Below are 26,771 nucleotides of genomic sequence, written 5' to 3'. Positions count from 1 at the left end.
GCGCGGTGCCCACCGGGCAGCCGGGGGAACCGTCGGGCGCGGTGCCCACCGGGCAGCCGGGGGAACCGTCGGGCGCGGTGCCCACCGGGCAGCCGGGGGAACCGTCGGGCGCGGTGCCCACCGGGCAGCCGACGGTTCTGCTCGGCCCGGTCGCGCCCCCGCCCCGGCCCAGCCGCCGCAAGCTGCTGCTCGGTCTGGCCGGCGGGGCGGTGGCCGCGGCCGGCGGCGGCACGGCGCTGCTCGTGACGCGGACGAGCGACCGCGCGAAGCAGCCCCGGTCCGCCCCCGGACCCCAGGCCGCGACCCCGGTGGCGGACCCCACCGATTACACCCGCTCGCTGGAGACCGACATGGAGGCGACCCCACTCTGGACGGCGCCGCTCGCCGAGCCGCTGATCAAGGTCGCGGGTGACGGCGACACCATCGTCCTCGCCGGGATGAAGAGCGTGTGGGCGCTCGACCGCGCCGGGCAGCCCCGGTGGGGGCCCCTGACCAGCTATTCCGCCCCGGCCGGGGTCGGCAGCGGCGACTGCCCGGTGGCCGTCGGCGGGGGCATGGCCTACGTCATGGGGTTCGCCGGCCCGAGCGACCTGAAGTACGTCTTCAACGCCGTCGACCTCGCCACGGGTGCTGTGGCCTGGACCCTCACCCGGCCGGACCTTCGCATCTCCCGCTCCGCCTCCGTGGTCGGTCTGCTCGACAACATCGTCTATGTCCACGGGGAGGCGTGGGGCTCCTTCCCCCTCTCCGACCCGAAGACCCCAACCGCCGCCACGGCCAGCTTCGTGTGGGCGGTGGATACAGCGACACACCAGGTCCGCTGGCAGGCCCTCCACCCGCTCCAGCCGCTGGACAGCACCCGGCTGGCCGTCCCCTCTTCAGGCACCCGCCTGCTGTGGGAGACCTACTCCCTGGATCTCAACACCTACAAGAAGGCCGGAAAGCTGGAGGCGCTCGACGTCAACAACGGTGGGAAGAGCCTCTGGCAGCAGTTGGCTCCCGGCAGCGGCACCCTCCAGACCCGCCTGTCCGTCTTCAACGACGGCCCACACAGCTCGGCCGCGGGCTACTTCCTCTATCTTGCAGACCGGCTCTACGCGGTGAACCCGGCGGACGGGAAGGTGGTCTGGCAGTCCCAGGGGGAATGGGGCGTCCAAGCGGCGGTGGCGAGCCCCGACGACACCACCGTCTACACACTGGGAACGCACTATGCGGAGCGACGCACGGTCGTCCAGGCCTTCGACGCGAAGACCGGCACCGTTCGCTGGTCGGGTTCCCTGCCCATGGGGCTGTTCCAGGACACGGCGGTGCAGTACGCGGACGGAACCCTCTACGTCTGGATCCACGGGAAGGTCTGGGCGCTGGACCCGGCCACGGGCGCCCCCCGCTGGACGTTCGGGTTCCACCCCGGCGGCGGCTCGTCGACTCCCGTGCCGTACTGGGCGGGTGGCGGGCGGCTCTACGGGCCGACCGACAAGGGCCTGGCCGCGATCGCCGCCGACGGCAGGACGGCGCACAGCTGAGCCGGGCGGCCCCGGTCGCGCACCGCCCGGGCCGGCCCGGGCGCCGGGTGGTTGACGTCTCGTCAACCTTTTGCATGAGGATCGCTATTGCAACTTCCATGCAACAAGCTTGACCGGCCCTCACCTCCTGCCCGGGACACGGAGCCAAGTCATGCCCCATCTGATGCCGGATGCCGGACCACAGCGCGTCATCGCCGCCTCGAACTTCGTCTACACCGTCGGCAGCGGCCTCTACCTGACCGCCGGGGTGCTGTACTTCACCCAGGCGGTTCACCTCCCGGTCGGCCAGGTGGGGCTCGGACTCGCCCTCGCCGGCTTCGTCTCGCTGGCCGTGGGAATCGCCGTCGGCCATCTCGCGGACCGGCACGGCGCACGCGGTGTCTATGCCTGCACGCTCGTCGTCCAGGCGCTGGCAACGGCGGGCTTCGTCCTGGTCGACGGCTTCTGGACGTTCGTCCTCGCCGTCTGTGCGGCCACGGGGGGCAAGGCCGCCGGACTGGCCGCACGTGGTCCGCTCATCAGGCACCACGGAGGGGACCACCCCCAGCAGTTCCGTGCCTATCTCCGGGCCGTGACCAACGTCGGTATCTCCCTCGGTGCTCTGCTGGCGGGCTGGGTCGTCCAGGTGGGCACCCTCACCGGCTACCAGCTCCTGGTCATCGGCAACGCGATCGCCTTCGCCGCCTCCGCGGCGGTCCTGCTCCTCCTGCCGCCGCTCAAGCCGGTGCCCGTCACCGCCGGGCCTCGCTGGATCGCCCTCCGTGACCGGCCCTACCTCGTGCTCACCGCACTCGACGGCATCATGGCCGTCCAGTTCAAGGTGCTCACCGTGGCAATCCCGCTCTGGCTGCTGGCGGCCACGACCGCCCCGCACTGGCTCGTCTCGGGCACGATGCTCAGCAACACCGTCATCGTCATCGCGCTTCAGGTGAGAGCCAGCCGCACCATCGACTCCCCCACGGCCGGCGGGGGCGCCTACCGCCGCTCCGGGGTCGCCTTCCTCATCTCCTGCTCACTGGTCTCGCTCGCCGCAGGGCTACCCGCGTGGGCGGCCGCAGCCCTGATCATGGCCGCGGTCACGGTCCACACCGTCGGCGAACTGTGGCACTCCGCCGCAGGCTTCGAGGTGTCCTTCTCCCTCGCCCCGCGGCACGCCACCGGCCAGTACCTCGGCGTGTTCGGCCTGGGCGCCGGCCTCGCCGAAGCCCTCGGGCCGGCCCTGCTCATCTCACTCTGCATCACCTGGGGCCGCCCGGGGTGGTACGTCGTAGGAGCACTGTTCGCGCTGACGGGCCTGGCAGCACCGCCTGCCGTCCGCTGGGCACAACGCCGCCAGCCCGCGCCGGCGGCACACCGCGAGGCTGCGGAGCCGGCGCCCGTCGCCTGAAGCCCGCCAAGGCGACGGTTCTACAGTGGCATCGACGCGGCCCGTCCGAAACGACCCGGACCGACCGGCCCGGTCGGCGTGCGCAGGAGGTCAGCGGCGGCGCCCCCAGGCGGTGACCAGCCCCGGGGAGAGGTCGGCGGCGGTGCCAGTGGCGAGCGCCTCCTGTGCCTCGGCGAGCTGAGCGGCGCCGAGGAGTCCGGTGGCGAGCATGGCCTCACGGGAGCGCGCCCAGGTGTCCAGCCAGAACGAAGCGATCGGGCTCCCCTCGGTCAGCGGCGGGACGTGGACCTCGGCTGCGACCTCGGACAGGCCGAGCTCGCGCAGCAGATGCGGGTAGTCCGGGGTCCAGGAGACGTCGGTGCCGATGGAGGCGCGCAGCGCCTGCCACATCGCGCGCATCGCCAGCCGGTACGGGGTGTCCGGGGGCCCGGCCGTGGTGAGGTCGATGGCGTCCCCCAGGACGAGGTGTCCGCCGGGCACCAGCAGGTCCCGCAGACGGGCGATGAGCCGGCGGCTGTCGGGGAGGTGCATGAGCACGAAGCGCGCATGGACCAGATCGAACCGGCCCGGGTCGAAGTCCGGTGCCGTGATGTCGGCGGCGAGGATCCGCAGCGTGCCGCCCGCGTACGGCTCCAGGAAGCGCACGTCCCGGTCGACCGCGAGCACGTCCGCCGCTGCGGCCTCCCCCGCCAGCCAGCGGGCCACCGTCCCGGTGCCGGCACCCACGTCGAGACACCGGGTGTTCGGCCCGACCCCGAGAGCGCGCAGCCGGGCCCGGGTCACGTGGTCGTACGCCAGTGAGCCCAGATCGATGCGCTCGCCCTCCCCCGGCTTCCACGGCTCGAACAGGGACTCCCCGTAGCCGCCCTCGGCCCCCGCCGGACCGGCCGTCGTCGGATCAGCACACATGACGTCCTCCCGGTGCGTCCGCCGTCCGTCCTCCACGGCGGCGGGGACGCCCGCGGGGGGCTCGGTGTCGACGGTCACGAGCCTATCGGCAATCCGCCGGCCGGACATGCCGGGCCGGACAAGTCGAGCCGGACAGGTCGGACGCCGCCGCCCGGATTGCTCGACCCCGACCGCCTGCCGGCCTGCCGCCTGGTTCGGGTCAGAGCGACTGCTCCGCCCAAATGATCTTGAAGGCGGGCGTGTAGCGGGTGCCCCAGCGCTCGGCGAACTGGGCGACGAGGAACAGCCCACGTCCGCCTTCGTCCGTGTCCGCGGCGTATCGCAGATGCGGCGAGGTGCTGCTGGTGTCCGAAACCTCGCAGATCAGCGTGCGGTCCAGCAGAAGGCGGACGCCGATCGGGCCACCACCGCCGTAGCGGATCGCGTTGGTGATCAGCTCGCTGAGGATCAGCTCCGTGGTGAACTCCAGCTCCGCCAGACCCCACTCGGTCAGCTGCCGACTGGCCGCGGCCCGGATGCCGGCCACGGCGGCCGGATCCAGCGGGACGTCCCACTGGGCGACGCGGTCGGCCGGCAACGCACGGGTGCGCGCCACGAGAAGCACCACGTCGTCCGTCGAGCTCGCGGGCAGCAGCGCGTCGAGCACCGCGTCGCAGGTCTCCTCCGGTGTCCGGTCGGCGTCGGCCAGGGTGCCGCGCAGGAGTTCGAGGCCGCGGTCGATGTCCCGGCGGCGGTCCTCGACGAGGCCGTTGGTGTACAGGACCAGCCGGCCGCCCTCGGGCACCCGCAGGTGCGTGGTCTCGAACGGCAGGCCGCCCACGCCGAGCGGCGGCCCGGCCGGCAGGTCGAGGAACTCCACCGTGCCGTCTGGCGCCACGAGCGCGGGCGGGAGATGGCCGGCCCTGGCCAGCTCGCAGTTCCTCGACACCGGGTCGTAGATCGCGTACAGGCAGGTGGCCCCGGTGATCCCGGGGCCGCCGCGTTCGGTGGCCTCGTCCTTGTCGATCCGGTTGACCAGTTCGTCGAGGTGCGCGAGGAGATCGTCGGGCGGCAGGTCCAGCATGGAGAAGTTGTCCACGGCCGTCCTGAGTCGGCCCATGGTGGCGGCCGCGTGCACACCGTGTCCGACGATGTCCCCCACGACCAGCGCGACCCGGGTGCCGGACAAGGGGATGACGTCGAACCAGTCCCCGCCGACGCCCGACCGCGCGGGCAGGTAGCGGTAGGCGACGTCGAGAGCGTCCTGCTCGGGCAGCCCGCGGGGCAGCAGGCTCTGCTGCAGGGTCACGGCCGTGCTGTAGTCACCGGTGACGGCCGAGATGATCTGCTCCTGGGTGGCGTACTTCGTGTCGAAGGAGCCGCTGTTACGGCCGAGGCGCAGGGCCACCACCCGGTCGGCGACCGCCCGTACGTTGTCCAGGTCGTGGCTGATCATCAGCACGCCGAGCCGCTGGTCCCGCAGGCGCTCCACCAGTTCCAGGACCAGTGCGGTCTGTGCGACCCCGAGGGCTGCGGTGGGCTCGTCCAGGACGACGATCCGGGGCTTGCCGATCATCGCGCGCGCGATGGCGACGATCTGACGCTGGCCGCCGGAGAGCGAGCCGACCGGGACGCGCAGACTGGGGATCCGGATGGACAGGGCGTTGAGCAGCCTGCGGCAGCGTCTCTCCATCTCGACCTCGTTGAGGATGCCGAACCTGCGCAGCTCACGACCGAGGAAGAGATTGGCGACCGTGTCGAGGTTGTCGCACAGCGACAGGTCCTGGTGGACGGTGGCGATGCCGAGGTTCTGGGCGTCGAGCGGCCTGCGGACGTCGACCCGCCGGCCCTCCCACTCGATAACTCCGTAGTCAGGCTGGGACACCCCGGAGACGACCTTGACCAGGGTGGACTTGCCGGCACCGTTGTCCCCGACCAGCGCAACGACCTCCCCCTCGTGGATGTCGAGGCCGACGTTGCTCAGCGCCTGTACGGCACCGAACCGCTTGAAGATGCCGCGTACGGCCAGCAGGGGGGTGCGTGCCACGGGACCTGTCTCCTTCTCGTCGCGGTTCACCGGGGGACCGACCGGACCAGCAGCAGCGCGATGTCGTCGGTGCGGTGCTCTGCTTGCCCGGACTGACCGATGAGCGCATCGGCCAGCCGGTCGAGAGGGTCGCCGCCGTGGCGGGCGAGTGTGGCGGCGAGGTCGGCCAGTGCCTGGTCGAGGTCGGCGCCGGGCGTGTCGATGAGGCCGTCGGTGTACAGGACCAGGGTGGTGCCGATCGGCAGGTCGATGCGGATCTGGGGGTACTCGGCGGCGGGGTCGACGTTCAGCACCATGCCGGTGGGCGGCTCCAGTGCTCTGGCCCGGCCGTCCGGTCCGTACAGCAGGGGCACCGGGTGGCCCGCGTTGGCCAGCCGGGCCTCGCGGCGGCCGAGATCGACGCAGAGGTAGGTACAGCTGGCCAACAGGGCCGTGTCCAGGTCGGCCAGCAGGCGGTTGGTGCGGGCGAGCACGGTGCTCGGATCGGCATCGGCCGAGGCGAAGGCGCGGACGGCGGTCCGGACCTGGCCCATCAGCGCGGCGGCGTTGACGTTGTGGCCCTGGACGTCGCCGATGACGACGGCCACGGTGTCGGGCCCGACGCGGATGAGGTCGTAGAAATCGCCTCCGACGTCCATGCCCTCGGTACACGGCAGGTAGCGTGCGCTGATCTCCAGGCTCGGGACGGAGGGCAGTGCACGCGGCAGCAGGCTCTCCTGGAGGCCGTGCGCCAGGACGAGCTTGGTGTCGTACAGCCGAGCACGGTCCAGTGCCTGGGCGATCAGACCGCCGAGCGAGGTCAGGACGGCGCGCTCCTCCACGTCGAAGTGGTGCGGCTCGGCGAACGCCAGCACGCAGGTGCCGATCAGCCTGCGCGAGGTCACCAGCGGAAGGTAGGCCCAGGCGGCCATCTCGTCCTGCGTCTCGTGGCGGTCCGGGTAGAGCCGCTCCAGCTCCTCACGGGTCTCGAAGAACGCCGGCACGGGGTTGGTGGAGGCCTGGACACCGGGCGTGGACTGCGTCAGCGCGGTGCCGTCGAACTGGTCGACCAGGCCGGGCGGATAGCCGCGATGGCCGGCGATGCGCAGTCGGCCGCCTTCGGCCATCAGGACCGCGACGGCCTGGCCGCCGAAGGCCGGCAGGATCTGCTCGGAGATCATGCTCACCACGTCCTGCACGGTGATGGCCTCGGTCAGCGCGCTGGCGAGGTGCAGGAGGTGGTACAGCGCTCCGGGCCGCGTGTGCACCGCCCGCTCGGCGGGTGTCCCGGGGTGCCCCTCGCGCGGGGCGGCGGCGGCGATCCGCACGGTGAGTCCGGAGCCGTCCGGGAAGAGCTGGAACGACAGCCACCGGTCCGGCGGCCGCAACGCGACGAACGAGGTGGGCTGCCCGCCGATCACGGCCGCCCGGTAGTGGTACTCGTACACCGGATCGCGCAGCCATGACAGCGCGGCCCACGGCCGCATACCCAGCAGCCGCTCGACCGGTTCGCCGAGCAGCTCGGCGGCGGCCGGTGTGACCGCGGCCAGCCGGCCGTCCAGGTCGATACCGCAGACACCTTCCGGCAGCCGTGCCGCCATCGTGGCAAGGGGGTCTGCGGAACGGTCCTCCGCCACCGCGGGGCGTGGGGCGGGACGGATCGGACGGCCCGCCCGGGCCTCCTGCGCCAGTACCTCGGCCAGGCTCAGGGCGAGCGCGTCGAGCCCCTCGCGTTCACGGGAGGACAGTTCAGCGGGGTGCGCGGCGGGCCAGAGCAGGAAGACGGCCCCGTACGTCGTCCCGCGCAGGACGAGCGGAACGGCCGCGAGGCAGAACGCGTACGGCATGGCGACCGCGACCCTCGGGTACCGGCGTGCCATCTCCTCCGCGCCGCCCACCCAGACGACCTGGCCGCTGTGCACCGATTCGACCACCGGAATCGGCGCGGTCATGCCGATGTGCTGCCACGGTCGGGTGAACTGCCGGGCAGCCCCGAGTGTCATGACCAGTTCGAGCAGCTCTCCGTCCGCTGAGAGCAGGTAGAGGCCGCCGATGCGTGCGTCGAGCCGGCCCGGCACCGATCGCAGGATCTGCGCCACCGCCTCAAGACCTCGCTCCGGCGTCGTCTCGGCGGCCTCGCGTCCGGGCCGCGACGATGCATGCCAGGACATGCTCATCACAAGAACCTCATTCGAGCCGACGAGTGGACCCGCAACCTCCTTCCCATACTGGCCCGGCCGGGCACCATGCGCTCCGTCGCCCGACTCCCACACCGCCCCGGGTGGCGTCCCGGACGGCCCGGGCGGCACCCGGTGTGCCGGGGTCCACGGTCGGGATTCAGGCCGCCGGGGCCCGTCCACCGGGGCTCAGGCCGCGGGCTCGGCCTGGTGACGCGCGGCGCCAGGGCACTCAGCAGGCACTCTCGGTCGTCGGCGCCGATCAACCCGTCCGGAAGGGTCTCGTCGTCCAGCAGCATGCGCGGCACAGCCGCGTGCTCGGCGAACACGGCCCTGCACCGTTCGCGTTCCGGGTGGTCGCTGTCGCTCCCGAACAGCAGCACCATGCGCTCGTCGTCCGCATCGACGGGTCGAGCGGTCGTCCTGGCCGTCAGCACCCGCCCGCCGATGATCACCGGCAGCCGACCCCGGCCGACCCGGACGGCCGCAGCGAGCGCGAGCTAGGCGCGCTCCGTGAGCACCTTCGCCAGGCGGTCCATGAAGTCGGTGAGCCAGTCCAGGCGTGATCCGCCGCGGGCCACCCGGAATCCGTGGCGGCGGCCCCAGAACGCTGCCTGGACGGCATGGAGCTGGGCCCAACGCCGGGCACGTTCGCGATCGAGCTCGGCGGCTTCGGCGAAGACGTCCAGGGTGCGGTGGACGGCGCTCCGCAGGTCGGCCGCGGCAATGAGCGTCAGCGCACGTGACTTGAGCAGTGCGCCGGCGTCGTAGGCGGGGTCTCCCGCATACCCCTTGGGGTCGACGGCCAGCCATGGCTCACGCTCGCCCCGCAGGATGTTCCCGGCATGAAGGTCGCCATGGACGAGGATGTCCGGCTGGGTTCGGCCCAGGTCGCGGACGGTCGCCTCCGCGGCCTCCATGACGTGGCGCGGCAGCGGGTGAGCCAGCTCCTCGGCGTCCTTGAGCAGTTGCTCCTCCCAGGCGTCGGCCTGATCCCGTAACCGGGGCAGGCCGGCCGGCGCGGGGACGGCCAGCCGGCGGTTGATCCGCCCTGCGACCGCCGCCACCTCATCACCGTCCGCGACCTCCGCCAAGGTCGACGGGTCGGCCCGCTCCAGCATCATCGCGAAACGCTCGTCGTCGCGTTCGTGCAGCCGGACGGCTCCGCGCCCGTTCCACGCCATGAAGGCGTCCGGCTCGTGGACGTTGCCGGGGTGGGGGAAGGACACCTTCAGCACAGCGGTCCCCTCCGCCCGCCGTCGCACCGGGACGATGATCCCGACGCCCCCGTGCATGACCTCGCCGTCCGGTAGGCAGTCCCAGCACCCCAGCAGCTCGTCCACGATCCCGGGCAGTTCGGCGAGCCATGCCGCTCCCGGCTCTCCCTCGCGTTCGATGGTGCTCCGCGAGAACGCCTCTGGTGTCCCGATCATCCGAGCACCCTACGCGCCGGCTCGACTCCGGTACCAGCCTCGGGCCGTCTGCTGCGGGCCACCCGTGCTGCCGCGAACCGAGATCTGGGCGAGGAGCGGCCCATCGACGGCGGCTCCGCCCCGCTTCCCGTCCGAGCTGCGGTTGCCTCGTCCACCACACCTTCCTGCGCGCGGGCCGCCTCAGCGCCGGGCGGAGACCAGCAGGAAGCGGGTGTGCTGGGGGCCTTGATAGCGGAGCGCGGCCCAGCCTCGCTCGGACAGCCGCCGCGCGCATTCGGACAGCCGCGCCTCGGCCTCCAGCCGTGCCTCGCCCGCCGAGGGCCCGCGCCACTCGACCCGGACCTCGCCGGCCTGGCCGGACTCGGTGACCCGGTAGCCGGTCCGCGTCCTGCGGCCGGTTCGATCGGCCGCGGACGGGGGAAGGCCCGCGGCTTCGAGGGCCAGCGCCACGGCCCACACCGGCCGTGCGAGTTCCCACGGAGCCGGAAGGCCGCCGCCCCCGCTGCCGCCGCCGGCTAGGCGACGGACCTCGACCAGGCCCGCCCACGCCCGCGCGACAGCAACCGTCCGCTCGGCCTGATCCTCCGGGCTGCCGGCCTCCCCCTCTCCCGTCGCCGCGACGAACGCGCCGGGCTCGGCCGCCGGTGCCTCGACGGAAGGACCCCCCGCTGACCGGCTCCGGAGCCAGTCCCGGACCGCGAGCCCGTCCGCCGTCAGGTAGGTTGCCCGGACCCGCCCGTGCACAGCGGCGAGCCCCTTGCCGACCAGAGCCGTCCGGATGCCCGCCGTGCCTCGTACCTCTCCGGTCACCCGATCGGAAGCCAGCACCTCGCGTCGCTGAGGACCGGTCAGTGCAGCTGCCCGCTCAGCCACGGAATTCTCCACCGCGCCACCTCCGTTCCGGGGCTGGGGCTTCTCATGCCGGCCCTTCGGTCGCCGTGGCGGCCCGGCGCTTGCGGCAGCTCCGCCTGTTGTCAGGCGACCCGGAGGATGCTCTTGCCATGGGTGGTGCCCTCGGCGAGGTGCTGCACGGCGATGCCCAGGTCGGCCAGGTCGTACTCCGCGGTGATGTCCACGCGCACCCGGCCGTCGGCGACGTGGCCGAGTGCACGGCGGAAACTGTCGGCGAGCCGCTCGGGGTGGGTCTGGCTGAGCAGGTTGCTGTTGTAGGTCACGAGTGATTTGCCCTGCATGAGCAGGTCGTTGGTGTTCGCCAGGACGGGTTCGTAACTGCCGAGGTTGCCGTATGCCACCAGTCGGCCGTGCTCCGCCAGTTGCGCGAGGCCGGCGTGGCGGGTCGAGCCTCCGACCGGATCGAGGATCACGTCGAACTTCTCCTCGCCGAGCTCGGCCGGGAACGCCTCGCGCAGCAGCAGCCGGTCGAAGCCGAACCGGGCGGCGTAGTCGGCCCTGAGGTCATTGCCGACCACTCCGACGATCCGGCCGGCCCCGGCCAGTCGGGCGAACTGCGCGGCGAGCGTGCCCACTCCGCCGGCGGCCGCGTGGATCAGGACACTCTCCCCGGGCCGCACCTGCGCGGCGGTGTTGATCAGGTCGTAGGCGGTCGGTGCGCCCCACCCGAGGCCTGCGGCCGTCCGCGGCAACAGCTCGCCGATGCCCAGGGTGAGCACGGCGGGCGCCAGGACCACCTCGGCGTACGCGCCTGCCATGGTCAGCGCGGTGACGGGCTCACCGATCCGGCTCGCGTCGACGCCCTCGCCGACGGCGACGACGTGGCCGGACGCCTCGAAGCCCGGGACGAAGGGACGCGCCACGGGGAAGTGGCCGTCCCGGACCATGGTGTCGCCCCACTGGATCCCGGCGTAGGCGACGCGGATCGCCACCTGGCCGGGGCCGGGGGCGGGTTCGTCGAGCTCGGCGACCCGGTAGTGGTCATCGGCGTCGAGAAGCACAGCCTTCATGATTACAGCCCCCTGCGTTGACTCAGTATCCTTACAGTCGAGGACTCTAGGTATATAAGGCACCTGAGTCAACCCATGAAGCTGTCAATGGAGTGGAGTACACGGTGGAAGCCCCGATCGAGGATGACCTCTGCACCCGGATCAGGCGCTCGGAGCAGGCGCTGATGGGGCACCACGAGGCAGTGCTGCGCGCCTACGGGCTGACGATGACCCAGTACACCGTGCTACTGATCCTCGCGCGCGAAGGCGGCCTGTCCGGCGCCCAACTGGCGCGTTCCTGCGGGGTGACGCAGCAGACCATGAGCAGCGTGCTGACCAACATGGAGACCAAGGAACTCATCCGCCGCGAGACGTCCCCGGTGCACGCCAAGGTGCAGATCGCCACCCTCACCGACGGGGGCCAGGCACTGCTGGACCGCGCCTACCAGGAGGTGATCATCCTTGAGCGCGCGCTCACCGATGCGTTCACGCCCGCCGAACACGCCGCACTCTGCGAACTGCTGGAACGTGCCACCACCGTCCTGATCCAGCAGACGCGCCACGCGGCAACCCCGCCCACCGCCTGAGCCCGCTGCGTGCGCCTGCTGTCTGATCCCGCCGCCTGATCCCGCTTCCGCACCCCGCGCAAGGCGGGTGCCCGTGGACACGGTGCTGGCACGCACGGCCACCCGCGATGTGCTGAATGACGCACTTCAGGGCCTGCTCGGGATTGGGCACCTGGCCGTTGGTCACCGCGGGCGGGTGCCATGTGATCCGGGCCACTGCGGCCCGTACGCCACGTCACTGACAACACCGCCCCGCCCGCGTTCGCCGTCGCGGCTCGACTACGTGTCGTCGCGAGGCGTCTGCGGGCACAGGTGAGTGTGTTCCGTGGCGTGGACACCGTGCAGCAGTGCTTCGGCGTCCCCCCGTCCGTCATCCGCGGTGAAGGTGAAGTGAACCGTCACGTCCGGAAGGCCGGCGACCACGGTCTCCATGGCGAACTGCCGGTGCTGCGGGTGCTGCGGGTGCTCACTGATTCTGCGCCAGGCGATACCCACGGCGGAGAAGGCGGTGCTCAGCCGAGTGAAGGTGATGCCGGACGGGACGGTGTGGAACTTCCCGGTTTGCTCCGCGGGAATGCAAACCTCTTCGTGCCACGTCGGCAGCGAGGCCCGGTTGATGACCCCGCAGTGGCAGATCTCCACCCAGAGGTCACCGAACTGGAACCACTGCGGCCAGGGCAGTTGGTCGTCGATGCGTCCCGACCCCCGAGGCGGACCAAGTACGGTGGCAGCGTCCGCCAGGCTTCCCAGCGGTCGCACTCCGGGCACTCCCCCGTTGGCGCCGAATTCGGTCAGCACATCAAGAAGCTTCACATGGGCCATCATTCCACGGGCGGTCACAGGGATTTCGCGGAATCCTGCGGTGCGGCTGCGGTTTCAGCCACTCCGCCGGAAGTCCCGGCCGACGCTGTGCCGTTTCGGCCCGGGGCAGCACGTGAGCCCGCGGCAGGTCCCGTGGCCGGCCGCTCGGCACCGCCGCTCAGTAGACGTCTCGGACGTAACGCTTGTCGCTCGCCAGCTGCCTGACGTATGCCGCGGCCGCTTCGTCGTCCAGGCCGCCGTGGGTGGCGACGATCTCGCGCAGGGCCTGGTCGACGTCCTTGGCCATCCGGGCGGCGTCGCCGCAGACGTAGAAGTGGGCGCCTTCCTGGAGCCACCGCCACAGGCGCGGGCCCTGCTCGCGCATCCGGTCCTGGACGTAGATCTTGTTGCGCTGGTCCCGCGAGAAGGCCACGTCGAGACGCTCCAGGTGGCCGGAGGCGCGGAAGGCCTCCAGGTCCTGGCGGTGGTAGAAGTCGGTCGCCTCGCGCTGCTCACCGAAGAACAGCCAGTTGGGGCCGGTGTGACCGCCGGCCCGGCGCTCCTCCAGGAATCCGATGAACGGCGCGACGCCGGTACCCGGGCCCACCATGATCATCGGCGTGGTGGAGCCGGTGGGCGGGCGAAAGTGCGCGGAGCGCTGGACGAACACCTGCACCGGGCCGTCGTCCGCGCAGTCCGCGAGGTACGTGGAGCAGACGCCCTTGCGCTCGCGGCCGAGGTCGTTGGTGTAGCGGACGACGGACACGGTGAGGCGTACCTCGCCGGGGTGCGCCAGCGGGCTGGACGAGATGGAGTACAGGCGGGGCTGGAGCCGCCTGAGCACGCCGGCCCATTCGGCGGCGGACGCCCGGACGGGGAAGGCGCCGACCACGTCGGCGGCCTGGCGGCCCCAGCTCCACTTCGCCAGCTCGCCCTTGTTGTCCGGTCTCAGCAGCCGCTTGAGGTCGCGGTCGCCGGTGCGCTCGGCGACGAACTTGAGCAGGTCGGGGGTGATGCGGGCGATGTCGAGGCGGGTCCGCAGGGCCTCGCCGAGGGGGATCTCGCCGCTGTCGGGCAGGGAGACACCCTCCTCGGGGTCCAGGCCCGTCAGGGCGAGCCACTCGGCGACGAGTTCGGCGCCGTTGGCCGGCCACACGCCGAGGGCGTCGCCGGCCTGGTAGGCGAGTTCGCCGCCGCGGGTGTCGAAGGCGAACTGCCGCACCTCCTTCTGCGATCCGGGCAGGTTGAGCAGCCGGTTGCCGATCAGCAGCGTCGCGAAGGGGGATGCCTTCGAGTAGCCCTCCGGCGCGGCGGGCCGGGCTACGGCGGCCCCGACGGGGGCCGTGGCGGAAGCCGGCAGCGAGAAGGTCGCCGGCACCGCGGCGGTGGGGGTCGGCATCGCGGGTGCCCCGGCAGCCGACGTGGTGCCCGGGGCGGGCGCGACGGGCGGGGCCGGAGCGGGCTGCTGTTCGGCGGTTGCGGTGAGGGCGCGGGCGACCTGGTCGAGCCACTGCTCGGCGGCTTCGTCGAAGTCGGGTTCGCAGTCGGTGCGTGGGTACAGCCGGGTGGCACCGAGTTCCGCGAGGCGCTCGTCCAGGCGGCGGCCGTAGCCGCAGAAGTCGTCGTAGCTGGAGTCACCGAAGGCGAGGACCGAGTACCGCAGGCCGTCCAGCCGGGCCGCGCCGTCGCCGGCCAGCGCCTGCCAGAAGTCGGCGCCGTTGTCGGGCGCGTCCCCGTCGCCGAAGGTACTGGTGACGATCAGCAGATCGGTGCCGGCGGTGAGCCGCGCGGGCGTGGCGTCGGCCATGGCGAGCAGGGTGGCGGCGCGGCCGGCCCCGGCGAGGCGGGCGACCGCGCCGGCGGCGAACTCCTCGGCGTTGCCCGTCTGCGACGCCCACAGGACGAGCAGCTCCCGGGCCGGGGCGGGCACCGGGATATCCCCGGCGGGACGGACGCGCCGGTCCGGGGGGAGCGGTGCGACCGGCTCGGGGGCGACAGACTCGGGGGCGGTCGCCGTGGGAGCGGCGGCCCGGGAGAACATGCCGGCCAGCATGCCGTCCACCCACAACGCCGTCCCCGGGGCGAACGGCGCGCCCGCGGGCAGCACCGGGACCCCGCCGGACGGCGCCAGCGCGACAGCGGAGAGATACCCGGACAGGTAGCGGCGCTCCGGTTCGGCGAGCGCCGGGGGCGTGAGGTCGGTGATGCCGAGCAGTGCGGCGAGCGCGGGAACGGGCGCGGGAACGCCGCCGGTCAGGGCCGGCGCGGGGGCCACGGTGGCAGCCGGGGCCGCCACCGTGGCCCCGCTGAGCGGCACGGCGGGGTCGGCCGGCACGGCGGGGTCGGCGGTCGCCGGCACGGGGGCGGTCTCCTTCGGCTCCGGGGCGGCCACCACGCGCAGCGCCACGGCGCAGACCTTGAGCTCGGGCTGGTACGAGACCGGGTCGACGGCGTCATTGGTGACGGCGTTGATGCTGAGGTACTCACCGGCGAGGTCGTTCCAGTGGAACGGCGCGAAGCAGGTCCCCGGCCGTACCCGGTCGGTGACGACGGCGGGCAGGACGGCGCGGCCGCGGCGGGAGGCGACCTCGATGTGGTCGCCGTCCTCGGCGTCCATGGCGGCGGCGTCCTCGGGGTGCAGTTCGACGAACGGCCCGGGGTTGAGCCTGTTGAGCTTGGCGACCTTGCCGGTCTTGGTGAGGGTGTGCCACTGGTGCTGGAGGCGGCCGGTATTGAGGACGAACGGATAGTCGTCGTCGGGGAGTTCGGCGGCCGGCAGGTGGGGTCGGCCGAAGAACTGGGCGCGGCCGGTGGCCGTGGGGAACACCAGCCGGGGCCGGGTCCCGTCCTCGCGTTCCAGCAGGGTCTGGCTGACGCCGTCGTTGAGGTAGCGGATCGGGTTGCGGTCGCCGCCGTCCGGGCGCGGGGCCGGCCACTGCACCGGGGTCTCCCGCAGGCGCTCGTAGCTGACGCCGCGCAGGTCCCACCCGGTCTTCGGGTTCCAGGCCCGCTTGAGCTCCTCGAAGACGTCCTCGGCGCCGGCGTACGTGAAGGCGTCGGCGAAGCCCATCTCGCAGGCGACCCGGGCGATCAGCTGCCAGTCGGGCAGGGCCTGCCCGGGTGGGTCGAGGACGCCCTGGACGAGGGTGAGGTTCCGCTCCGAGTTGATCATGACGCCGTCGGACTCGGCCCACAGCGTGGCGGGCAGCAGCACATCGGCGTACGCGTTGGTCTCGGTCTCCGCGAACACGTCCTGGGCGATCACCAGTTCGGCGGCCTCCAGGCCGGCGATGACGGTCTTGCGGTTGGCGACGGAGGCGACCGGGTTGGTGCAGATGATCCAGCACGCCTTGATGTCGCCGGCGGCCATCTGCTCGAACATCTCCACCGTCCCACGGCCGACCTCGGTGCGCAGCGTGCCGGCCTCCACTCCCCAGACGCCCTCGATGAAGGCACGCTCCGCGTCCACCAGGACCGAGCGCTGACCGGGCAGGCCCGGGCCCATGTAGCCCATCTCGCGGCCGCCCATCGCGTTGGGCTGGCCGGTCAGGGAGAACGGCCCGCTGCCGGGGCGGCAGATCGCCCCGGTGGCGAGGTGCAGGTTGACCAGGGCGTTGGTGTTCCAGGTGCCGTGCGTGGACTGGTTGAGCCCCATCGTCCAGCAGCTCATCCACTCCCCCGCCTCGCCGATCCACCGCGCGGCCAGCCGGATGTCCGCCTCCGGTATCCCGGTGATCTCGGCGACCCTGGCCGGCGGGTAGTCCGCGAGGAAGGGGGGCATCCCCTCCCAGCCATCGGTGAACTCCGCGATGAACGCCTCATCGGTGTGGCCGTTCTCCACCAGCAGGTGCAGCAGCCCGTTCAGCAGGGCGAGGTCCGTGCCCGGCCTGATCTGCAGGAACAGGTCGGCCTTGTCGGCGGTGGCGTTGCGCCGCGGGTCGACGACGATGAGCTTCGCCCCGGCCGACCTGATCCGGTCCATCATCCGCAGGAACAGGATCGGGTGGCAGTCGGCCATGTTCGCGCCGATGACGAAGAAGGCGTCCGCGCGGTCGAAGTCCTGGTAGGAGCCGGGCGGGCCGTCCGCGCCCAGTGACAGCTTGTAGCCGGAGCCGGCGCTGGCCATGCACAGGCGGGAGTTGGACTCGATCTGGTTCGTGCGGACGAAGCCCTTCGCCAGCTTGTTGGCCAGGTACTGCGCCTCCAGCGACATCTGGCCGGAGACGTAGAAGGAGAGAGCGTCCGGGCCGTGCTCGTCCAGGATCGCGCGCAGGCGCCGGGCGACCGCCGTGATGGCCGCGTCCACGTCCGCCTCGGCGGGCTCGGCACCGCGCTCGGTGCGGATCAGCGCCTTGGCGGCCCGCCCGGTGGCGGCCATCATGTCGGCGCTGGTCGAGCCCTTCGTGCAGAGCCGCCCGAAGTTCGTCGGGTGGCTCTTGTCCCCGGAGGTCTTCCGGGCGGTTCGCCTGCCGTCGGCGGCGTCCCGGCCGATGTCGAGCACGATGCCGCAGCCGACGCCGCAGTACGAGCAGACCGTCCGTACGCTGTCCGCCTTCGAACCTGGCATCGTCACCGAGACTCCCTCCCGGGGGATCGCAGTCCCCACCGGGCGTACGCGGGGCGTGGCGCGGCGGGCGGTGGGAAGCTCCCACGCTCGTCACCCTAGGAAGGTCGTATTAACGGGCCGTCACGGCGTGTGGATGCGGAGCGTTAACCGGATCGCACGGCATGCCCTCCACGGGTGTGAGCGCCACTTGATCTTCGATGCGGCAGAAGCCGTGGTCTCCGTCCGGGACGGGCGGGCCTGGCCGAAGCTGGCCGGGCCTCCGACGCCGACCTTGCGGAGCGCGGGCGCGGGAGCGGGAGCGGGGCGGGCGAAGCCCACCGCTCACTCGCCGGCATCCTCGCCCCACCCGCAGGCAAATGGATGAATGCAAGGCAGATGTGCCGTTCTTCCTTGCGTGTGCAGGCATAGGCTGAAGAACATGCCGCATCGGCGTACTGCACTCTCGCGGCGGACCATCTTGGACGGCCCCCAGGCGGCCGCCGTGACACCGCCTTGCGCACGGTAGACACAGGGAGACTGTTGTGAGGACCCGCACTGTTCGGCGCCGGGCGCTCCACGCGGCGGGCAGTTGCATCGCCGTCATGCTCCTGGCCGGCGGGTGCTCCTCGTCCGGCACGGCGGCATCCGGCTCGGCGGCATCCGGCTCGGCGTCCGCAGCCTCGTCCACGGCCTCGGCGGTCACCGGCACCGTGGCCGTGTTCGCCGCAGCCTCCCTGCAAGAGAGCTTCCTGCAGATCGGCAGGCAGTTCGAGGCCGCACGCCCCGGGACCAAGGTGGTGTTCAACTTCGCCGGGAGCAACTCCCTGGCGGCCGGCATCGTCGGCGAGGCCCCCGCCGACGTGTTCGCCGCCGCCGGCCCCGCCACCATGAAGACCGTCACCGACAAGGGCGAGGCGGCCGGAACCCCGAAGATCTTCGTCCGCAATCAGCTGGAGACCGCCACCGCGCCCGGCAACCCCCAGCACGTCGCCGGCCTCCAGGATCTCACCCGGCCCGGCCTGAAGGTCGTGCTCTGCGCACGGGAGGTCCCCTGCGGGGCGGCCTCCCAGACCGTCCTGAACGCCGCGAACATCCAGCTCACACCGGTCAGCTACGAACAGGACGTCAAGGCCGCGCTCACCAAGGTCGAACTCCAGGAGGCCGACGCCTCGCTCGTCTACCGGACCGACGTCAAGGCCGCCGCCGGCAAGGTCGACGGGGTGAACTTCCCCGAGGCGTCCTCCGCCGTCAACGACTACCCGATCACGCCCCTCACCCACGCGCCCAACGCAGCAGGCGCCCGGTCCTTCGTCGCCTACGTCGAATCCCCCGACGGCCAGAAGGTCCTCACCGACGCCGGCTTCCTCCCGGCCACCTGACCTGCCCCCACGCTCCGTGGCGGCCCGTGCCGGTGCGTGCGGCGGAGCAGAGAAGCGGCCACACTCGGCATTGCGAAGCGGACCGTCAGTCCGTATGGTTTCACCCATGCGGACCATCGGTCCGTTTCGATCCGGTGCCCGTCACGAGGAACCGCCACAACCGGACTGGAGCGAGCCTCTGGTGACGGCAGCCCGCGAACCGACGGGCCCGGATCTCCGCGCCTTCGAGCAGGACGGAAGCCTTGATCATGACAATCCCCATGACACCCGCGGAGCTGTACCGCCACGGTCTGCGACTGCTGCTGGAGAAGGACATCCCCGGCTGGGTGGCCCTCTGGGACGAGGACGGTGTCCTGGAGTTCCCCTTCGCCCCCGAGGGCTGGCCCGTCCGACTGGAGGGCCGGCAGGCCGTTGCGGACTACATGCGCCACTATCCGGACCACGTCGACGTCCACGACTTCACCGACGTGACGATCCACCGGACCACCGCCCCCGAGACGATCGTGGTGGAGATGCGCGGCGTCGGCCGTCTGGTGGAGACCGACAGCCCCTTCGACATGACCTACATCGCCGTGGTCACGGTCAAGGACGGACGCATCGCCTCCTACCGCGACTACTGGAACCCCCTCGCCGTCCAGCAGCCCGGCGCCGACTTCGTAGGAACGAACCGATGAACGACATCAACGCCACCCTGGTCATCGGGGCCACCGGCACCACCGGCCGCCGCGTCACCGCCGGGCTCACCGCCGATGGCCACCGCGTCAAGGCCGCGGGCCGAAGCGCCACCCCGGTGGAGGGTGCACAGGCCGTGCGCTTCGACTGGAACGAGCCCGCGACCTGGGACGAGGTCCTCGCCGGCGTCGACCGCGCCTACCTCGTCCCGCCCATCGGCTCCTCCGACCCGGCCGCGGTCATGCTGCCATTCCTCCGCCAGGCCCGGGCGGCAGGCGTTCACCGCGCGGTGCTGCTCAGCTCCTCCGCGATCCCCGCGGGCGGTCCGGCGGTGGGGCAGGTCCACGAGGAACTGCCGGGGTTGTTCGAGCAGTGGGCGGTGCTGCGGCCCTCCTGGTTCATGCAGAACTTCGCCGGCTTCACCCCCCACGCGCGCAGCATCCGCAAGGACGGCGCCATCTGGACGGCCTCCGGGGACGGCCGCGTCGGGTTCGTCGACGCCCAGGACATCGCCGCCGTAGCCGTACGGGCCCTGACCGACGGGCAGGCCCCCAACACCGACCTGGTCCTGACCGGGCCGCAGGCACTGACCTACGACGACGTCGCCGCGACCATCACCGAGGTGACCGGCCGGCCCGTGGTGCACCGGCATCTGACATTCGAGCAGCTGCGCGACCGCTGGGCGGCCGAGATCCCGCTGGAGTTCGCCACCATGCTGGCCGGCATGGACCGCGCCATCGCAGCCGGGGCCGAGGACCGCACCTCGGACACCGTCGAGCGACTCACGGGCCGCCCCCCGGGCACGCTCCGCGCCTTCGTGGAACGGGAGCTTCGATGAAGCAGTTGATGTTCCACCACGATCCGGCGTTCCGGTTCGAGACCCCGGGCAACCTCGGTCCCGCCGCCCAGATCGAGCAACAAGGCGCTGCCGCCCACCGCCACCCGGGCACCCATCGCCCTACGGTAGCGCGTATCTTCGACTGGCTCGACGACACGATCCGGCCCGGCGCACGCCACGCGGCCCGTCGGACACCATGAACCGGCCAGGGGGCTTGGACAGGCCGGAGACCAAGAAGGAGGACCCGTGACCCAGCGCCCGGAGCGTGCGGACGCCCTGCGCAACCGAGAGGCCGTCCTCGCCGCCGCCGACGCCCTCTTCGCCACCAGCAGCAGTCCTCACAGCGTGTCGATGGACGACATCGCCACGGCCGCGGGCGTGGGCAAGGGCACCCTCTTCCGCCGTTTCGGCGACCGCGCCGGCCTGATCGGCGCCGTGATCGCCTCCCGCCTCGAACCCCTGCAGCAAGCCGCGCGGGAGGCGCAGGACGCACCCGGGTGCTCACCGCGGCAGCAGGTGCTGGACCTGCTCGACGCCTCGCTTCGCTTCAAGATCGAGAACCGGCACCTGATGTCGGCCGCGGAGGACGCCGGGATCAGCAGCCCGTACCGGGCCGAGCACTACGCCTGGTGGCACGACATCCTTCGCGCGACCCTGGCTCGGGTTCCCGGCGTCCAGGACCCGGACTTCACCGCCCACGCACTGCTGGCGGCCATCCGCGCCGACCTCGTCGCCCACTTGGTCGACGATCGGGGAATGACGCCCGAGGGCCTGCGCTCCTCGCTCGCGGCCTACGTCGACCACGTCCTCTGAGGGCTGGTCACCAGCTCCGGCGACGGCTTCGCGGGAAGGCGGGTGGGTGGTGACTGCCGGTGGGCATACCCTGCGAACAGCGGTTCGCCGTCCACAGCCGGGGCTGTGGATCAGTGCGGCTGACGCAGTCCTGCGATGAGGAGCTCGACCAACTGACGCGCGTCGTAGCGAGGGTCACTGCCCGCGCCGACACAGAGGTTCCCGACGCCGCGCATGAGCGCATAGGCATCCAGGTGTTCGGAGCGGATCTCGCCGGAGCCGGCCGCGGCATCGAGCAACCGGGTGCAGACGGGCACGAGGCGGTCGAGGAAGTAGGCGTGCAGCGTCTCGAAGCCGGCGTTGTCGGACTGCAGCACGGCAGCGAGTCCATGCTTGGTGACCAGGAAGTCAACGAAGAGGTTGATCCATTGCCCCAGTGCGGCATGTGCAGTCGCGCTGGACTCCAGCAGGGCTGGACCGGCGTCGGCGCATGCCTCGACCTGGTGCCGGTAGACGGCGATGATGAGATCCGCTCGCGTCGGGAAGTGCCGGTAGATCGTGGCCGTCCCCACGCCGGCCTTGGCCGCGACGTCACGTACCGGCGCTTCCACACCTGACATGACGAAGACCGCGGCGGCCGCGTCGAGCAGAGTCTCCTTGTTACGTCGGGCATCCGCCCGTTTGGGCCGGGCTGCATGCCCTTCCGCCTGGTCGCTGTCGTTCACCGCGCGTTCCCTCCACTACCGACATTGCTAAACGGGACAACGTTCCGTATCGTCAAACGGGACAGGGTTCCGTTTGCTCATGATGTCAGAGCAGCGGCCCGGCAACCAAGCCACGCATAACGGAGGGCACTTTCATGTCCGAATCCAACACGGCGAACACCCGGGAGATCACCGGTGCGCCCGCGCCGGTCGTATCCGTGAAGCCGGTCGTACTGTCGGCCCCGGGCCGCGGTGAGGATCTTCAGGTCCGCGTGTCCGCGCCGGTGTCCGGGCGTGACCTGCCCATCGTCGTCTTCTCCCACGGCTACGGCTGGTCGATGGACGGCTACGCCCCGCTCGCGGACTTCTGGGCCGCTCACGGCTTCGTGGTCCTGCAACCCACCCACCTCGACTCAAGGACGCTCGGCCTGCCCGCCGACGACCCTCGTACGCCACTCATCTGGCGTACGAGGGTCGAGGACCTGAAGCGCGTCCTCGACGAGCTCGATCTCCTGGAGGCTGCCGTACCGGGCCTCGGCGGGCGCCTCGACCGAACCCGCATCGCGGTGTCCGGACACTCCTGGGGGGCCCAGACGGCGAGCATGCTGCTGGGCGCGCGAGTCCTCGATTCCGAGGGCGCACCCGGGGAGGACATGTCCGACCCGCGGGTCACGGCCGGGGTGCTGCTCGCCTTGACCGGCCGGGGCGGAGAGGACCTGTCGCCATTCGCAGCCGAACACTTCCCCTTCATGAATCCGTCCTTCGACGGCATGACCACGCCGGCTCTCGTGGTCGCGGGGGATCAGGACAAGTCCGCGCTGTCCGTTCGGGGGCCGGACTGGTTCACCGACCCGTACTTCCTGAGCCCGGGGAGCAAGACCCTGCTGACGCTGTTCGGGGCGGAACACTCGCTCGGTGGGATCCCCGGGCAAAGCGTCGCGGAAACGACCGATGAGAGTCCGGCACGAGTCGCTCTGATCCAGCAGCTCACCTGGGCTTTCCTGCGCAGCGCCTTCCACCGGGGGGACCCCGGCTGGCTCACGGCGCGCTCCGCGCTGGAGCAGTCTCCCCGTCCGCTGGGGCAGATCCAGAGCAAGTAGGAACATTGCTGCCCGGGGTCGAGCGGCGGATGCGCGCGACCACCGCGTCATCCAGCCGTGCCGGAGCCACAACCGGGCGATCACCGTCACCGGCCAGCCGTCGTGCCCCGGCGCGTCCCCGCTACCCGGGGAGGCGGAAGCCGTTGAAGAGGTCGTCCATGCCGCGCAGGGCCAGGCGGGCGGGGGTGGCACGGACCGCGAGGTCGCGGGCCGCCACCGCGAGCGGGTTGCGGAGGGCGCCCAGGCGGCCGACCCGGCGGGCGCGCACGCGCACGGCGTCGGTGCGGTCGCGGCGGGCGGCGGTGTACGCGGCGAGGGCCGCCGGGATGGAGTCCGGACCGTCACCGCTGTCGCCGGCGGGCAGCAGGTGGGCGAGGACCACCGCGTCCTCGATGGCCTGACAGCCGCCCTGGCCCAGGTTGGGTGCCATGGCGTGGGCGGCGTCGCCGAGCCAGGCGATCCGGCCGTGGTGCAGGCGTGGGAGCGGGGCGGCCAGGTCGTAGAGGTCGTTCCGGAGGACGTCGGCGGGGTCGAGGCGGCCGACGCGCTCCAGCAGGGCCGGGATCGGGTCGTGCCACGAGCCGAATCGACGGCGGAGTTCGGCGCGGGGGTCGGCCGACCGGGCGCCGGCCGGGACGACCGCGGTGGCGTAGAGGTAGAACCGGCCGTCGGAGAGCGGGGTCACGCCGAACCGCTCGCCCCGCCCCCAGGTCTCGCTCATGGCCGGTATCCGGAGGTCCGGGGCGTCCACGATGGTCCGCCAGGCGGTCTCGCCGATGTAGTGCAGGCCGGGGTGGGCGGGGAAGTGCGCGCGGCGCAGCGGACTGTGGATGCCGTCGGCGGCGACTACCAGGTCGGCGGCAAGGTCCGGGCCGGCTTCCGTACGGATGGTCGGGCGGCCCTCGGCGTCGTCGACGGCGGTCACGGCGGCGCCGTAGCGCAGGGCCTCCGGTGGCAGGGCCGCGGCCAGGGCGGCGGTGAGGGCCGGGCGCGGGACGGCGATCGGGGGCATGCCGTAGCGGGCTGCCATCTCGGCGGTTTCGGTCCGGGTGAGCCACTGGCCTGCGGAGCGGCGCAGGCCCATCGTCGTGGGTACGGCACTGCCGGCGGCGTGGGCCGCGTCGACGCCGATGGCGTCGAGTGCGCGCAGGGCGTTGGGAGCGAGGCCGATGCCGGCGCCGGTGGTGGGGGGTTCGGGGGCGCGTTCGCAGACGGTGACGTGCCAGCCGCGGCGGTGCAGTGCGATGGCGGCCGTGAGGCCGCCTATTCCGGCCCCGACCACCACCGCGTGACGTTTCGTCATGGCACAACTCTCCGTTCGGCGCAGGCACTCCACGGGTTGCGGAGCCCTCACTCTACAACTGTAGAGTAGGAGCATGTCCAGCCCCGACCGCCGCACCCTCATCGCCGACACCGCGATCGCCACCGTGGCCGCGGCCGGCCTGCGCGGGCTCACGCACCGCGCGATCGACACCGCAGCCGGGCTGCCCGCAGGCAGTACGTCGTACTACTTCCGCACGCGTACGGCACTGATCGGCGCTTGCTATGCGCGAATCGCGGAACTGGACCTGGACGACGTCGAGTTGAGGCAGCCGCTCTCGCGGGACGAGGCCGCGGCCTCGCTCGGCGCACTGCTGCACCGCTGGCTGACCACGGGCCGCGAGCGCCAACTCGCCCGCTACGAGCTCAGCCTTGAGGCTGCGCGCACGCCCGAGTTGGAGTCGGCCCTCCATCGGGCGGGCCTGGCGGCCCGTGCCCGTGCGGCCACCGTTCTCGCGGCGCTGGGCGCCGCCCGCCCCCGGGAGGCCGGCGAGTTGCTCGCCGCCTGGACCGAGGGCGTGCTCTTCGACCGCCTCGCCGGCGCGATGGCCCGCACCCGGCCCGCGCCCGACCCGGCGGAACTCACGGCGGTCGCCGGCCGGATGCTCGACGCCGCCCTGGCCGGCTAGCCCTGTGCGCCCCGCCCGCCGTCGACACGTTGAAGCAGGTCGAGCAACGTCGTGCGGTCGGCCGGAGACAGGTCGGCGTAGCACGCGGCGAGGACCTCGTCGGCGATCCGGTGCCCCGCGCTCAGGACCTCCTCACCGGAAGGGGTGAGGTGGTGTTCGATGCGCCGGCCGCTGCCGGGACGGCGCTCGATCAGCCCCAGGGCGGAGAGCCGGCCGGCGAGCGCACCGAATGCCTGCTCGCTCTGGAATGTGGCCACGGCCAGGGCGCGGGCCGACGCCCCGGGCGAGCGGCTGATCGCCCGGAGGGCGTCCCACTGGGCGAGCGTCGTGCCGGCAGCGGCGAGTCGACTGTCGAGCGCACGGTGCTGCCGGTACTGGGCCTGCTTCACCGCTCTTCCAAGGACCTGCAGTTCATCGGGCACGGAATCCAGCCTAACGCACGACTACACTAGTTTATATAAACATCTTTAGTTAGAGTGGGGGCATGCCCACAGACAGCACCCTCGCCCCGTACCCCGACCTGCCCCTCACCCTGACCCGGGCCGGAACCGGCCGACCCTGCCTGATCCTGCACGGCGGCGGCGGGCCGGCCACGGTCGCCCCGCTCGCGGCCCACCTCGCCCGGACCAGCCACACGATCACGCCCACACACCCCGGCTGGGACGGCACCCACCGCCCCGCCTGGCTGACCGGCATCGACGATCTCGCGCTCGCGTACCTGCACTGCCTCCAGGACCTCCGACTGCGCGACGTACTCGTCATCGGGTCCTCGCTCGGCGGCTGGACGGCCGCCGAGATGGCCGTGCGGGACACCGCGGGACTCATCACCGGCCTCGTGCTGATCGACCCCGTCGGAGTACACATCGAAGCCGAGCCGATCACCGACTTCTTCTCCCTCGACGCCCGCGGCGTCGCCGAGTACGCCTGGCACGACTCGGCCCGCTTCTACGTCGACCCCGCCGGCATCCCCGCCGGGCAACTCGCCGTCCGGCAGGCGAACCAGGCCACCATGCGCGTCCTCGCGGGCGACCCCTACATGCACGACCCCAAGCTGCTGCGTCGCTTGGGGCGTGTCGACGTCCCCGCTCTCCTGCTCTGGGGAGCCAGCGACCGCATCGTCACCCCCGCCTACGGCGCGGCCTACGCCGACGCCTTTGGCGACGGCCGACTCCAGGTCATCCCCGAAGCCGGCCACCTGCCCCAGATAGAACAGCCGGAAGCCACCTTCGCCCTCATCGACGCCTACCTCCACCACGTAGGAACGGGTGCCGCCAAGGCTCAATGACCACGCCGGCCGTCTGGACGGGGGGATCCCGTGGACTGGCGCGGCAGGGATTCCGGCACGGTCCCTGGGCCCGGCGGGGCGGCTTCGGCCGCCCCCACGCCTGGGCCGGGGCCCGGGGCGGCGCGCCCTGCCCGGGATGGGCCGACGCGTCAGGGCCGCGTGAACGTCAGGTGGGTGATGCCGCTCGGCGTCGTCACCGACTCGACGCGGAAGCGGTTCTCAAGCCCTTCGAGCCCGTCCCACAGGCGTTCGCCCCGGCCCAGGACGATCGGCACGACGGCGACGTGCAGATGGTCGACGAGGTCGGCGGCGAGGAACTCGCGGACGGTCCGCGGGCCGCCGCCGATCCTGACGTCCAGGCCGCCGGCCGCCTCGCGCGCGATCCGGAGCGCCTCCTGCGGCGTCGCGTCGATGAAGTGGAACGTCGTACCGCCCTCCATCTCGATGGAGGGGCGCGGGTGGTGGGTCATGACGAACACCGGGGTGTGGAACGGCGGATTCGTCCCCCACCACCCGGTCCACTTGTCGTCCTCCCAGGGGCCGCGCTGGGGACCGAACTTGTTCCGCCCCATGATCTCCGCCCCGATCCCCGCCTCCCAGGCCCGGGCCATGGCGTCGTCGACCCCGAGGTCGCCGCCGCTCTCCAGGTGCATGCCGCGGAAGGTCCGGGTCCGGAAGAACCACTCGTGGAGCCTGCTGCCTGCGTGGCCGAACGGCGAGTCGAGATGCTGTCCCTCCCCGGTGCCGAAACCGTCGAGGGAGACCGAGAAGTTGTGGACCCTGACACGGGACATGCCGCACCCT

At 72.1% G+C, this 26,771-nt stretch carries 22 protein-coding genes and 2 pseudogenes; 11 read left to right on the top strand and 13 right to left on the bottom strand.

What is annotated here, in order from left to right; genetic code table 11:
• Positions 1-1,523: PQQ-binding-like beta-propeller repeat protein (locus ACIBH3_RS07145; RefSeq protein ID WP_396310888.1), on the top strand; the 1,523-nt coding region annotated here is incomplete at its 5' end.
• Positions 1,524-1,674: 151 nt separating this feature from the next.
• Complete coding sequence (locus ACIBH3_RS07140; protein WP_396310887.1) at positions 1,675-2,910, top strand: MFS transporter; 1,236 nt, start codon at positions 1,675-1,677, stop codon at positions 2,908-2,910.
• A 90-nt stretch (positions 2,911-3,000) separates the two neighbouring features.
• On the opposite strand, the gene ACIBH3_RS07135 is transcribed toward ACIBH3_RS07140, so the two are convergent.
• The 7 genes and pseudogenes from ACIBH3_RS07135 to ACIBH3_RS07105 all read right to left on the bottom strand — a co-directional run bounded on the left by ACIBH3_RS07135 (position 3,001) and on the right by ACIBH3_RS07105 (position 11,356).
• On the bottom strand, positions 3,001-3,819 hold the full coding sequence (locus ACIBH3_RS07135) for a class I SAM-dependent methyltransferase (RefSeq protein ID WP_396310977.1): 819 nt from the start codon (positions 3,817-3,819) through the stop codon (positions 3,001-3,003).
• 199 nt (positions 3,820-4,018) lie between these two features.
• A pseudogene (locus tag ACIBH3_RS07130) lies at positions 4,019-5,113 on the bottom strand (SpoIIE family protein phosphatase); the annotation flags it as partial.
• A 228-nt stretch (positions 5,114-5,341) separates the two neighbouring features.
• Positions 5,342-5,845: pseudogene (locus ACIBH3_RS07125) on the bottom strand (ATP-binding cassette domain-containing protein); the annotation flags it as partial.
• A gap of 26 nt (positions 5,846-5,871) precedes the next feature.
• A complete protein-coding gene (locus ACIBH3_RS07120) occupies positions 5,872-7,995 on the bottom strand; it encodes a SpoIIE family protein phosphatase (RefSeq protein ID WP_396310886.1) in 2,124 nt (707 codons plus the stop codon).
• 506 nt (positions 7,996-8,501) lie between these two features.
• Positions 8,502-9,434, bottom strand: a complete 933-nt coding sequence (locus ACIBH3_RS07115) for an aminoglycoside phosphotransferase family protein (RefSeq protein WP_396310885.1) — start codon at positions 9,432-9,434, stop codon at positions 8,502-8,504.
• A 180-nt stretch (positions 9,435-9,614) separates the two neighbouring features.
• Entirely contained in the window at positions 9,615-10,307 is a 693-nt protein-coding gene (locus ACIBH3_RS07110) for a hypothetical protein (RefSeq protein ID WP_396310884.1), read from the bottom strand.
• 101 nt (positions 10,308-10,408) lie between these two features.
• The gene (locus ACIBH3_RS07105; RefSeq protein WP_396310883.1) at positions 10,409-11,356 is read right to left on the bottom strand and encodes a zinc-binding alcohol dehydrogenase family protein; all 948 of its coding nucleotides are present in this window, start codon (positions 11,354-11,356) and stop codon (positions 10,409-10,411) included.
• A gap of 104 nt (positions 11,357-11,460) precedes the next feature.
• On the opposite strand from ACIBH3_RS07105, the gene ACIBH3_RS07100 reads away from it, so the two are divergent.
• Complete coding sequence (locus ACIBH3_RS07100) at positions 11,461-11,922, top strand: MarR family winged helix-turn-helix transcriptional regulator (protein WP_396310882.1); 462 nt, start codon at positions 11,461-11,463, stop codon at positions 11,920-11,922.
• A gap of 258 nt (positions 11,923-12,180) precedes the next feature.
• Here ACIBH3_RS07100 and ACIBH3_RS07095 read toward each other — a convergent pair whose 3' ends face one another.
• Complete coding sequence (locus ACIBH3_RS07095) at positions 12,181-12,714, bottom strand: hypothetical protein (RefSeq protein WP_396310881.1); 534 nt, start codon at positions 12,712-12,714, stop codon at positions 12,181-12,183.
• Between the two features lie 166 nt (positions 12,715-12,880).
• Entirely contained in the window at positions 12,881-17,269 is a 4,389-nt protein-coding gene (locus tag ACIBH3_RS07090; protein WP_396310880.1) for a molybdopterin-dependent oxidoreductase, read from the bottom strand.
• Between the two features lie 521 nt (positions 17,270-17,790).
• Here ACIBH3_RS07090 and modA point away from each other — a divergent pair.
• The 5 genes from modA to ACIBH3_RS07065 all read left to right on the top strand — a co-directional run bounded on the left by modA (position 17,791) and on the right by ACIBH3_RS07065 (position 20,950).
• Positions 17,791-18,627, top strand: a complete 837-nt coding sequence (gene modA / locus ACIBH3_RS07085; protein ID WP_396310879.1) for a molybdate ABC transporter substrate-binding protein — start codon at positions 17,791-17,793, stop codon at positions 18,625-18,627.
• A gap of 248 nt (positions 18,628-18,875) precedes the next feature.
• Positions 18,876-19,301, top strand: coding sequence for a nuclear transport factor 2 family protein (locus ACIBH3_RS07080; protein ID WP_396310878.1), 426 nt, complete (start codon positions 18,876-18,878; stop codon positions 19,299-19,301).
• A complete protein-coding gene (locus ACIBH3_RS07075; protein WP_396310877.1) occupies positions 19,298-20,137 on the top strand; it encodes an NmrA family NAD(P)-binding protein in 840 nt (279 codons plus the stop codon). The genes ACIBH3_RS07080 and ACIBH3_RS07075 overlap by 4 nt, the downstream gene beginning before the upstream one ends.
• A complete protein-coding gene (locus tag ACIBH3_RS07070) occupies positions 20,134-20,337 on the top strand; it encodes a hypothetical protein (RefSeq protein WP_396310876.1) in 204 nt (67 codons plus the stop codon). The genes ACIBH3_RS07075 and ACIBH3_RS07070 overlap by 4 nt, the downstream gene beginning before the upstream one ends.
• Positions 20,338-20,383: 46 nt before the next feature.
• Positions 20,384-20,950, top strand: a complete 567-nt coding sequence (locus tag ACIBH3_RS07065) for a TetR/AcrR family transcriptional regulator (protein WP_396310875.1) — start codon at positions 20,384-20,386, stop codon at positions 20,948-20,950.
• A 110-nt stretch (positions 20,951-21,060) separates the two neighbouring features.
• Here ACIBH3_RS07065 and ACIBH3_RS07060 read toward each other — a convergent pair whose 3' ends face one another.
• Positions 21,061-21,654, bottom strand: a complete 594-nt coding sequence (locus ACIBH3_RS07060) for a TetR/AcrR family transcriptional regulator (RefSeq protein ID WP_396310874.1) — start codon at positions 21,652-21,654, stop codon at positions 21,061-21,063.
• 134 nt (positions 21,655-21,788) lie between these two features.
• Between ACIBH3_RS07060 and ACIBH3_RS07055 the strand changes: the two genes are divergently transcribed.
• Positions 21,789-22,733: an alpha/beta hydrolase family protein gene (locus tag ACIBH3_RS07055; RefSeq protein WP_396310873.1), complete on the top strand. Its 945-nt coding sequence runs from the start codon at positions 21,789-21,791 to the stop codon at positions 22,731-22,733.
• Positions 22,734-22,854: 121 nt separating this feature from the next.
• Here the strand turns inward: ACIBH3_RS07055 and ACIBH3_RS07050 are convergent, their stop codons facing one another.
• Positions 22,855-24,036 carry an FAD-dependent oxidoreductase gene (locus ACIBH3_RS07050; RefSeq protein WP_396310872.1) on the bottom strand — a complete coding sequence of 394 codons (1,182 nt, stop codon included), beginning with the start codon at positions 24,034-24,036 and terminating at the stop codon, positions 22,855-22,857.
• 73 nt (positions 24,037-24,109) lie between these two features.
• Between ACIBH3_RS07050 and ACIBH3_RS07045 the strand changes: the two genes are divergently transcribed.
• Complete coding sequence (locus ACIBH3_RS07045) at positions 24,110-24,682, top strand: TetR/AcrR family transcriptional regulator (RefSeq protein ID WP_396310871.1); 573 nt, start codon at positions 24,110-24,112, stop codon at positions 24,680-24,682.
• Here ACIBH3_RS07045 and ACIBH3_RS07040 read toward each other — a convergent pair.
• Positions 24,679-25,104 carry a MarR family winged helix-turn-helix transcriptional regulator gene (locus ACIBH3_RS07040; protein WP_396310870.1) on the bottom strand — a complete coding sequence of 142 codons (426 nt, stop codon included), beginning with the start codon at positions 25,102-25,104 and terminating at the stop codon, positions 24,679-24,681. The genes ACIBH3_RS07045 and ACIBH3_RS07040 overlap by 4 nt on opposite strands.
• Before the next feature lie 62 nt (positions 25,105-25,166).
• Here ACIBH3_RS07040 and ACIBH3_RS07035 point away from each other — a divergent pair, with 62 nt between their 5' ends.
• Positions 25,167-25,967: an alpha/beta fold hydrolase gene (locus ACIBH3_RS07035; protein WP_396310869.1), complete on the top strand. Its 801-nt coding sequence runs from the start codon at positions 25,167-25,169 to the stop codon at positions 25,965-25,967.
• A gap of 149 nt (positions 25,968-26,116) precedes the next feature.
• Here the strand turns inward: ACIBH3_RS07035 and ACIBH3_RS07030 are convergent, their stop codons facing one another.
• Positions 26,117-26,761 carry a dihydrofolate reductase family protein gene (locus tag ACIBH3_RS07030; protein ID WP_396310868.1) on the bottom strand — a complete coding sequence of 215 codons (645 nt, stop codon included), beginning with the start codon at positions 26,759-26,761 and terminating at the stop codon, positions 26,117-26,119.
• Between the last annotated feature and the right edge of the window lie 10 nt (positions 26,762-26,771).

This window comes from Kitasatospora sp. NPDC050543, from assembly GCF_044457565.1.
Lineage (GTDB): Bacteria > Actinomycetota > Actinomycetes > Streptomycetales > Streptomycetaceae > Kitasatospora.
The sequence above is the reverse complement of the archived record's forward strand: the minus strand, read 5'-3'. Positions and strand labels throughout refer to the sequence as shown.

Coding starts and splice junctions, on each gene's coding strand:
- ACIBH3_RS07045 (WP_396310871.1), top strand. CDS start 24,110: ATGTCCAGCCCCGACCGCCGCACCCTCATCGCCGACACCGCGATCGCC.
- ACIBH3_RS07135 (WP_396310977.1), bottom strand. CDS start 3,819: ATGTGTGCTGATCCGACGACGGCCGGTCCGGCGGGGGCCGAGGGCGGC.
- ACIBH3_RS07030 (WP_396310868.1), bottom strand. CDS start 26,761: ATGTCCCGTGTCAGGGTCCACAACTTCTCGGTCTCCCTCGACGGTTTC.
- ACIBH3_RS07080 (WP_396310878.1), top strand. CDS start 18,876: ATGACAATCCCCATGACACCCGCGGAGCTGTACCGCCACGGTCTGCGA.
- ACIBH3_RS07035 (WP_396310869.1), top strand. CDS start 25,167: ATGCCCACAGACAGCACCCTCGCCCCGTACCCCGACCTGCCCCTCACC.
- ACIBH3_RS07070 (WP_396310876.1), top strand. CDS start 20,134: ATGAAGCAGTTGATGTTCCACCACGATCCGGCGTTCCGGTTCGAGACC.
- ACIBH3_RS07075 (WP_396310877.1), top strand. CDS start 19,298: ATGAACGACATCAACGCCACCCTGGTCATCGGGGCCACCGGCACCACC.
- ACIBH3_RS07105 (WP_396310883.1), bottom strand. CDS start 11,356: ATGAAGGCTGTGCTTCTCGACGCCGATGACCACTACCGGGTCGCCGAG.
- ACIBH3_RS07140 (WP_396310887.1), top strand. CDS start 1,675: ATGCCCCATCTGATGCCGGATGCCGGACCACAGCGCGTCATCGCCGCC.
- ACIBH3_RS07055 (WP_396310873.1), top strand. CDS start 21,789: ATGTCCGAATCCAACACGGCGAACACCCGGGAGATCACCGGTGCGCCC.
- ACIBH3_RS07115 (WP_396310885.1), bottom strand. CDS start 9,434: ATGATCGGGACACCAGAGGCGTTCTCGCGGAGCACCATCGAACGCGAG.
- ACIBH3_RS07120 (WP_396310886.1), bottom strand. CDS start 7,995: ATGTCCTGGCATGCATCGTCGCGGCCCGGACGCGAGGCCGCCGAGACG.
- ACIBH3_RS07050 (WP_396310872.1), bottom strand. CDS start 24,036: ATGACGAAACGTCACGCGGTGGTGGTCGGGGCCGGAATAGGCGGCCTC.
- ACIBH3_RS07090 (WP_396310880.1), bottom strand. CDS start 17,269: ATGCCAGGTTCGAAGGCGGACAGCGTACGGACGGTCTGCTCGTACTGC.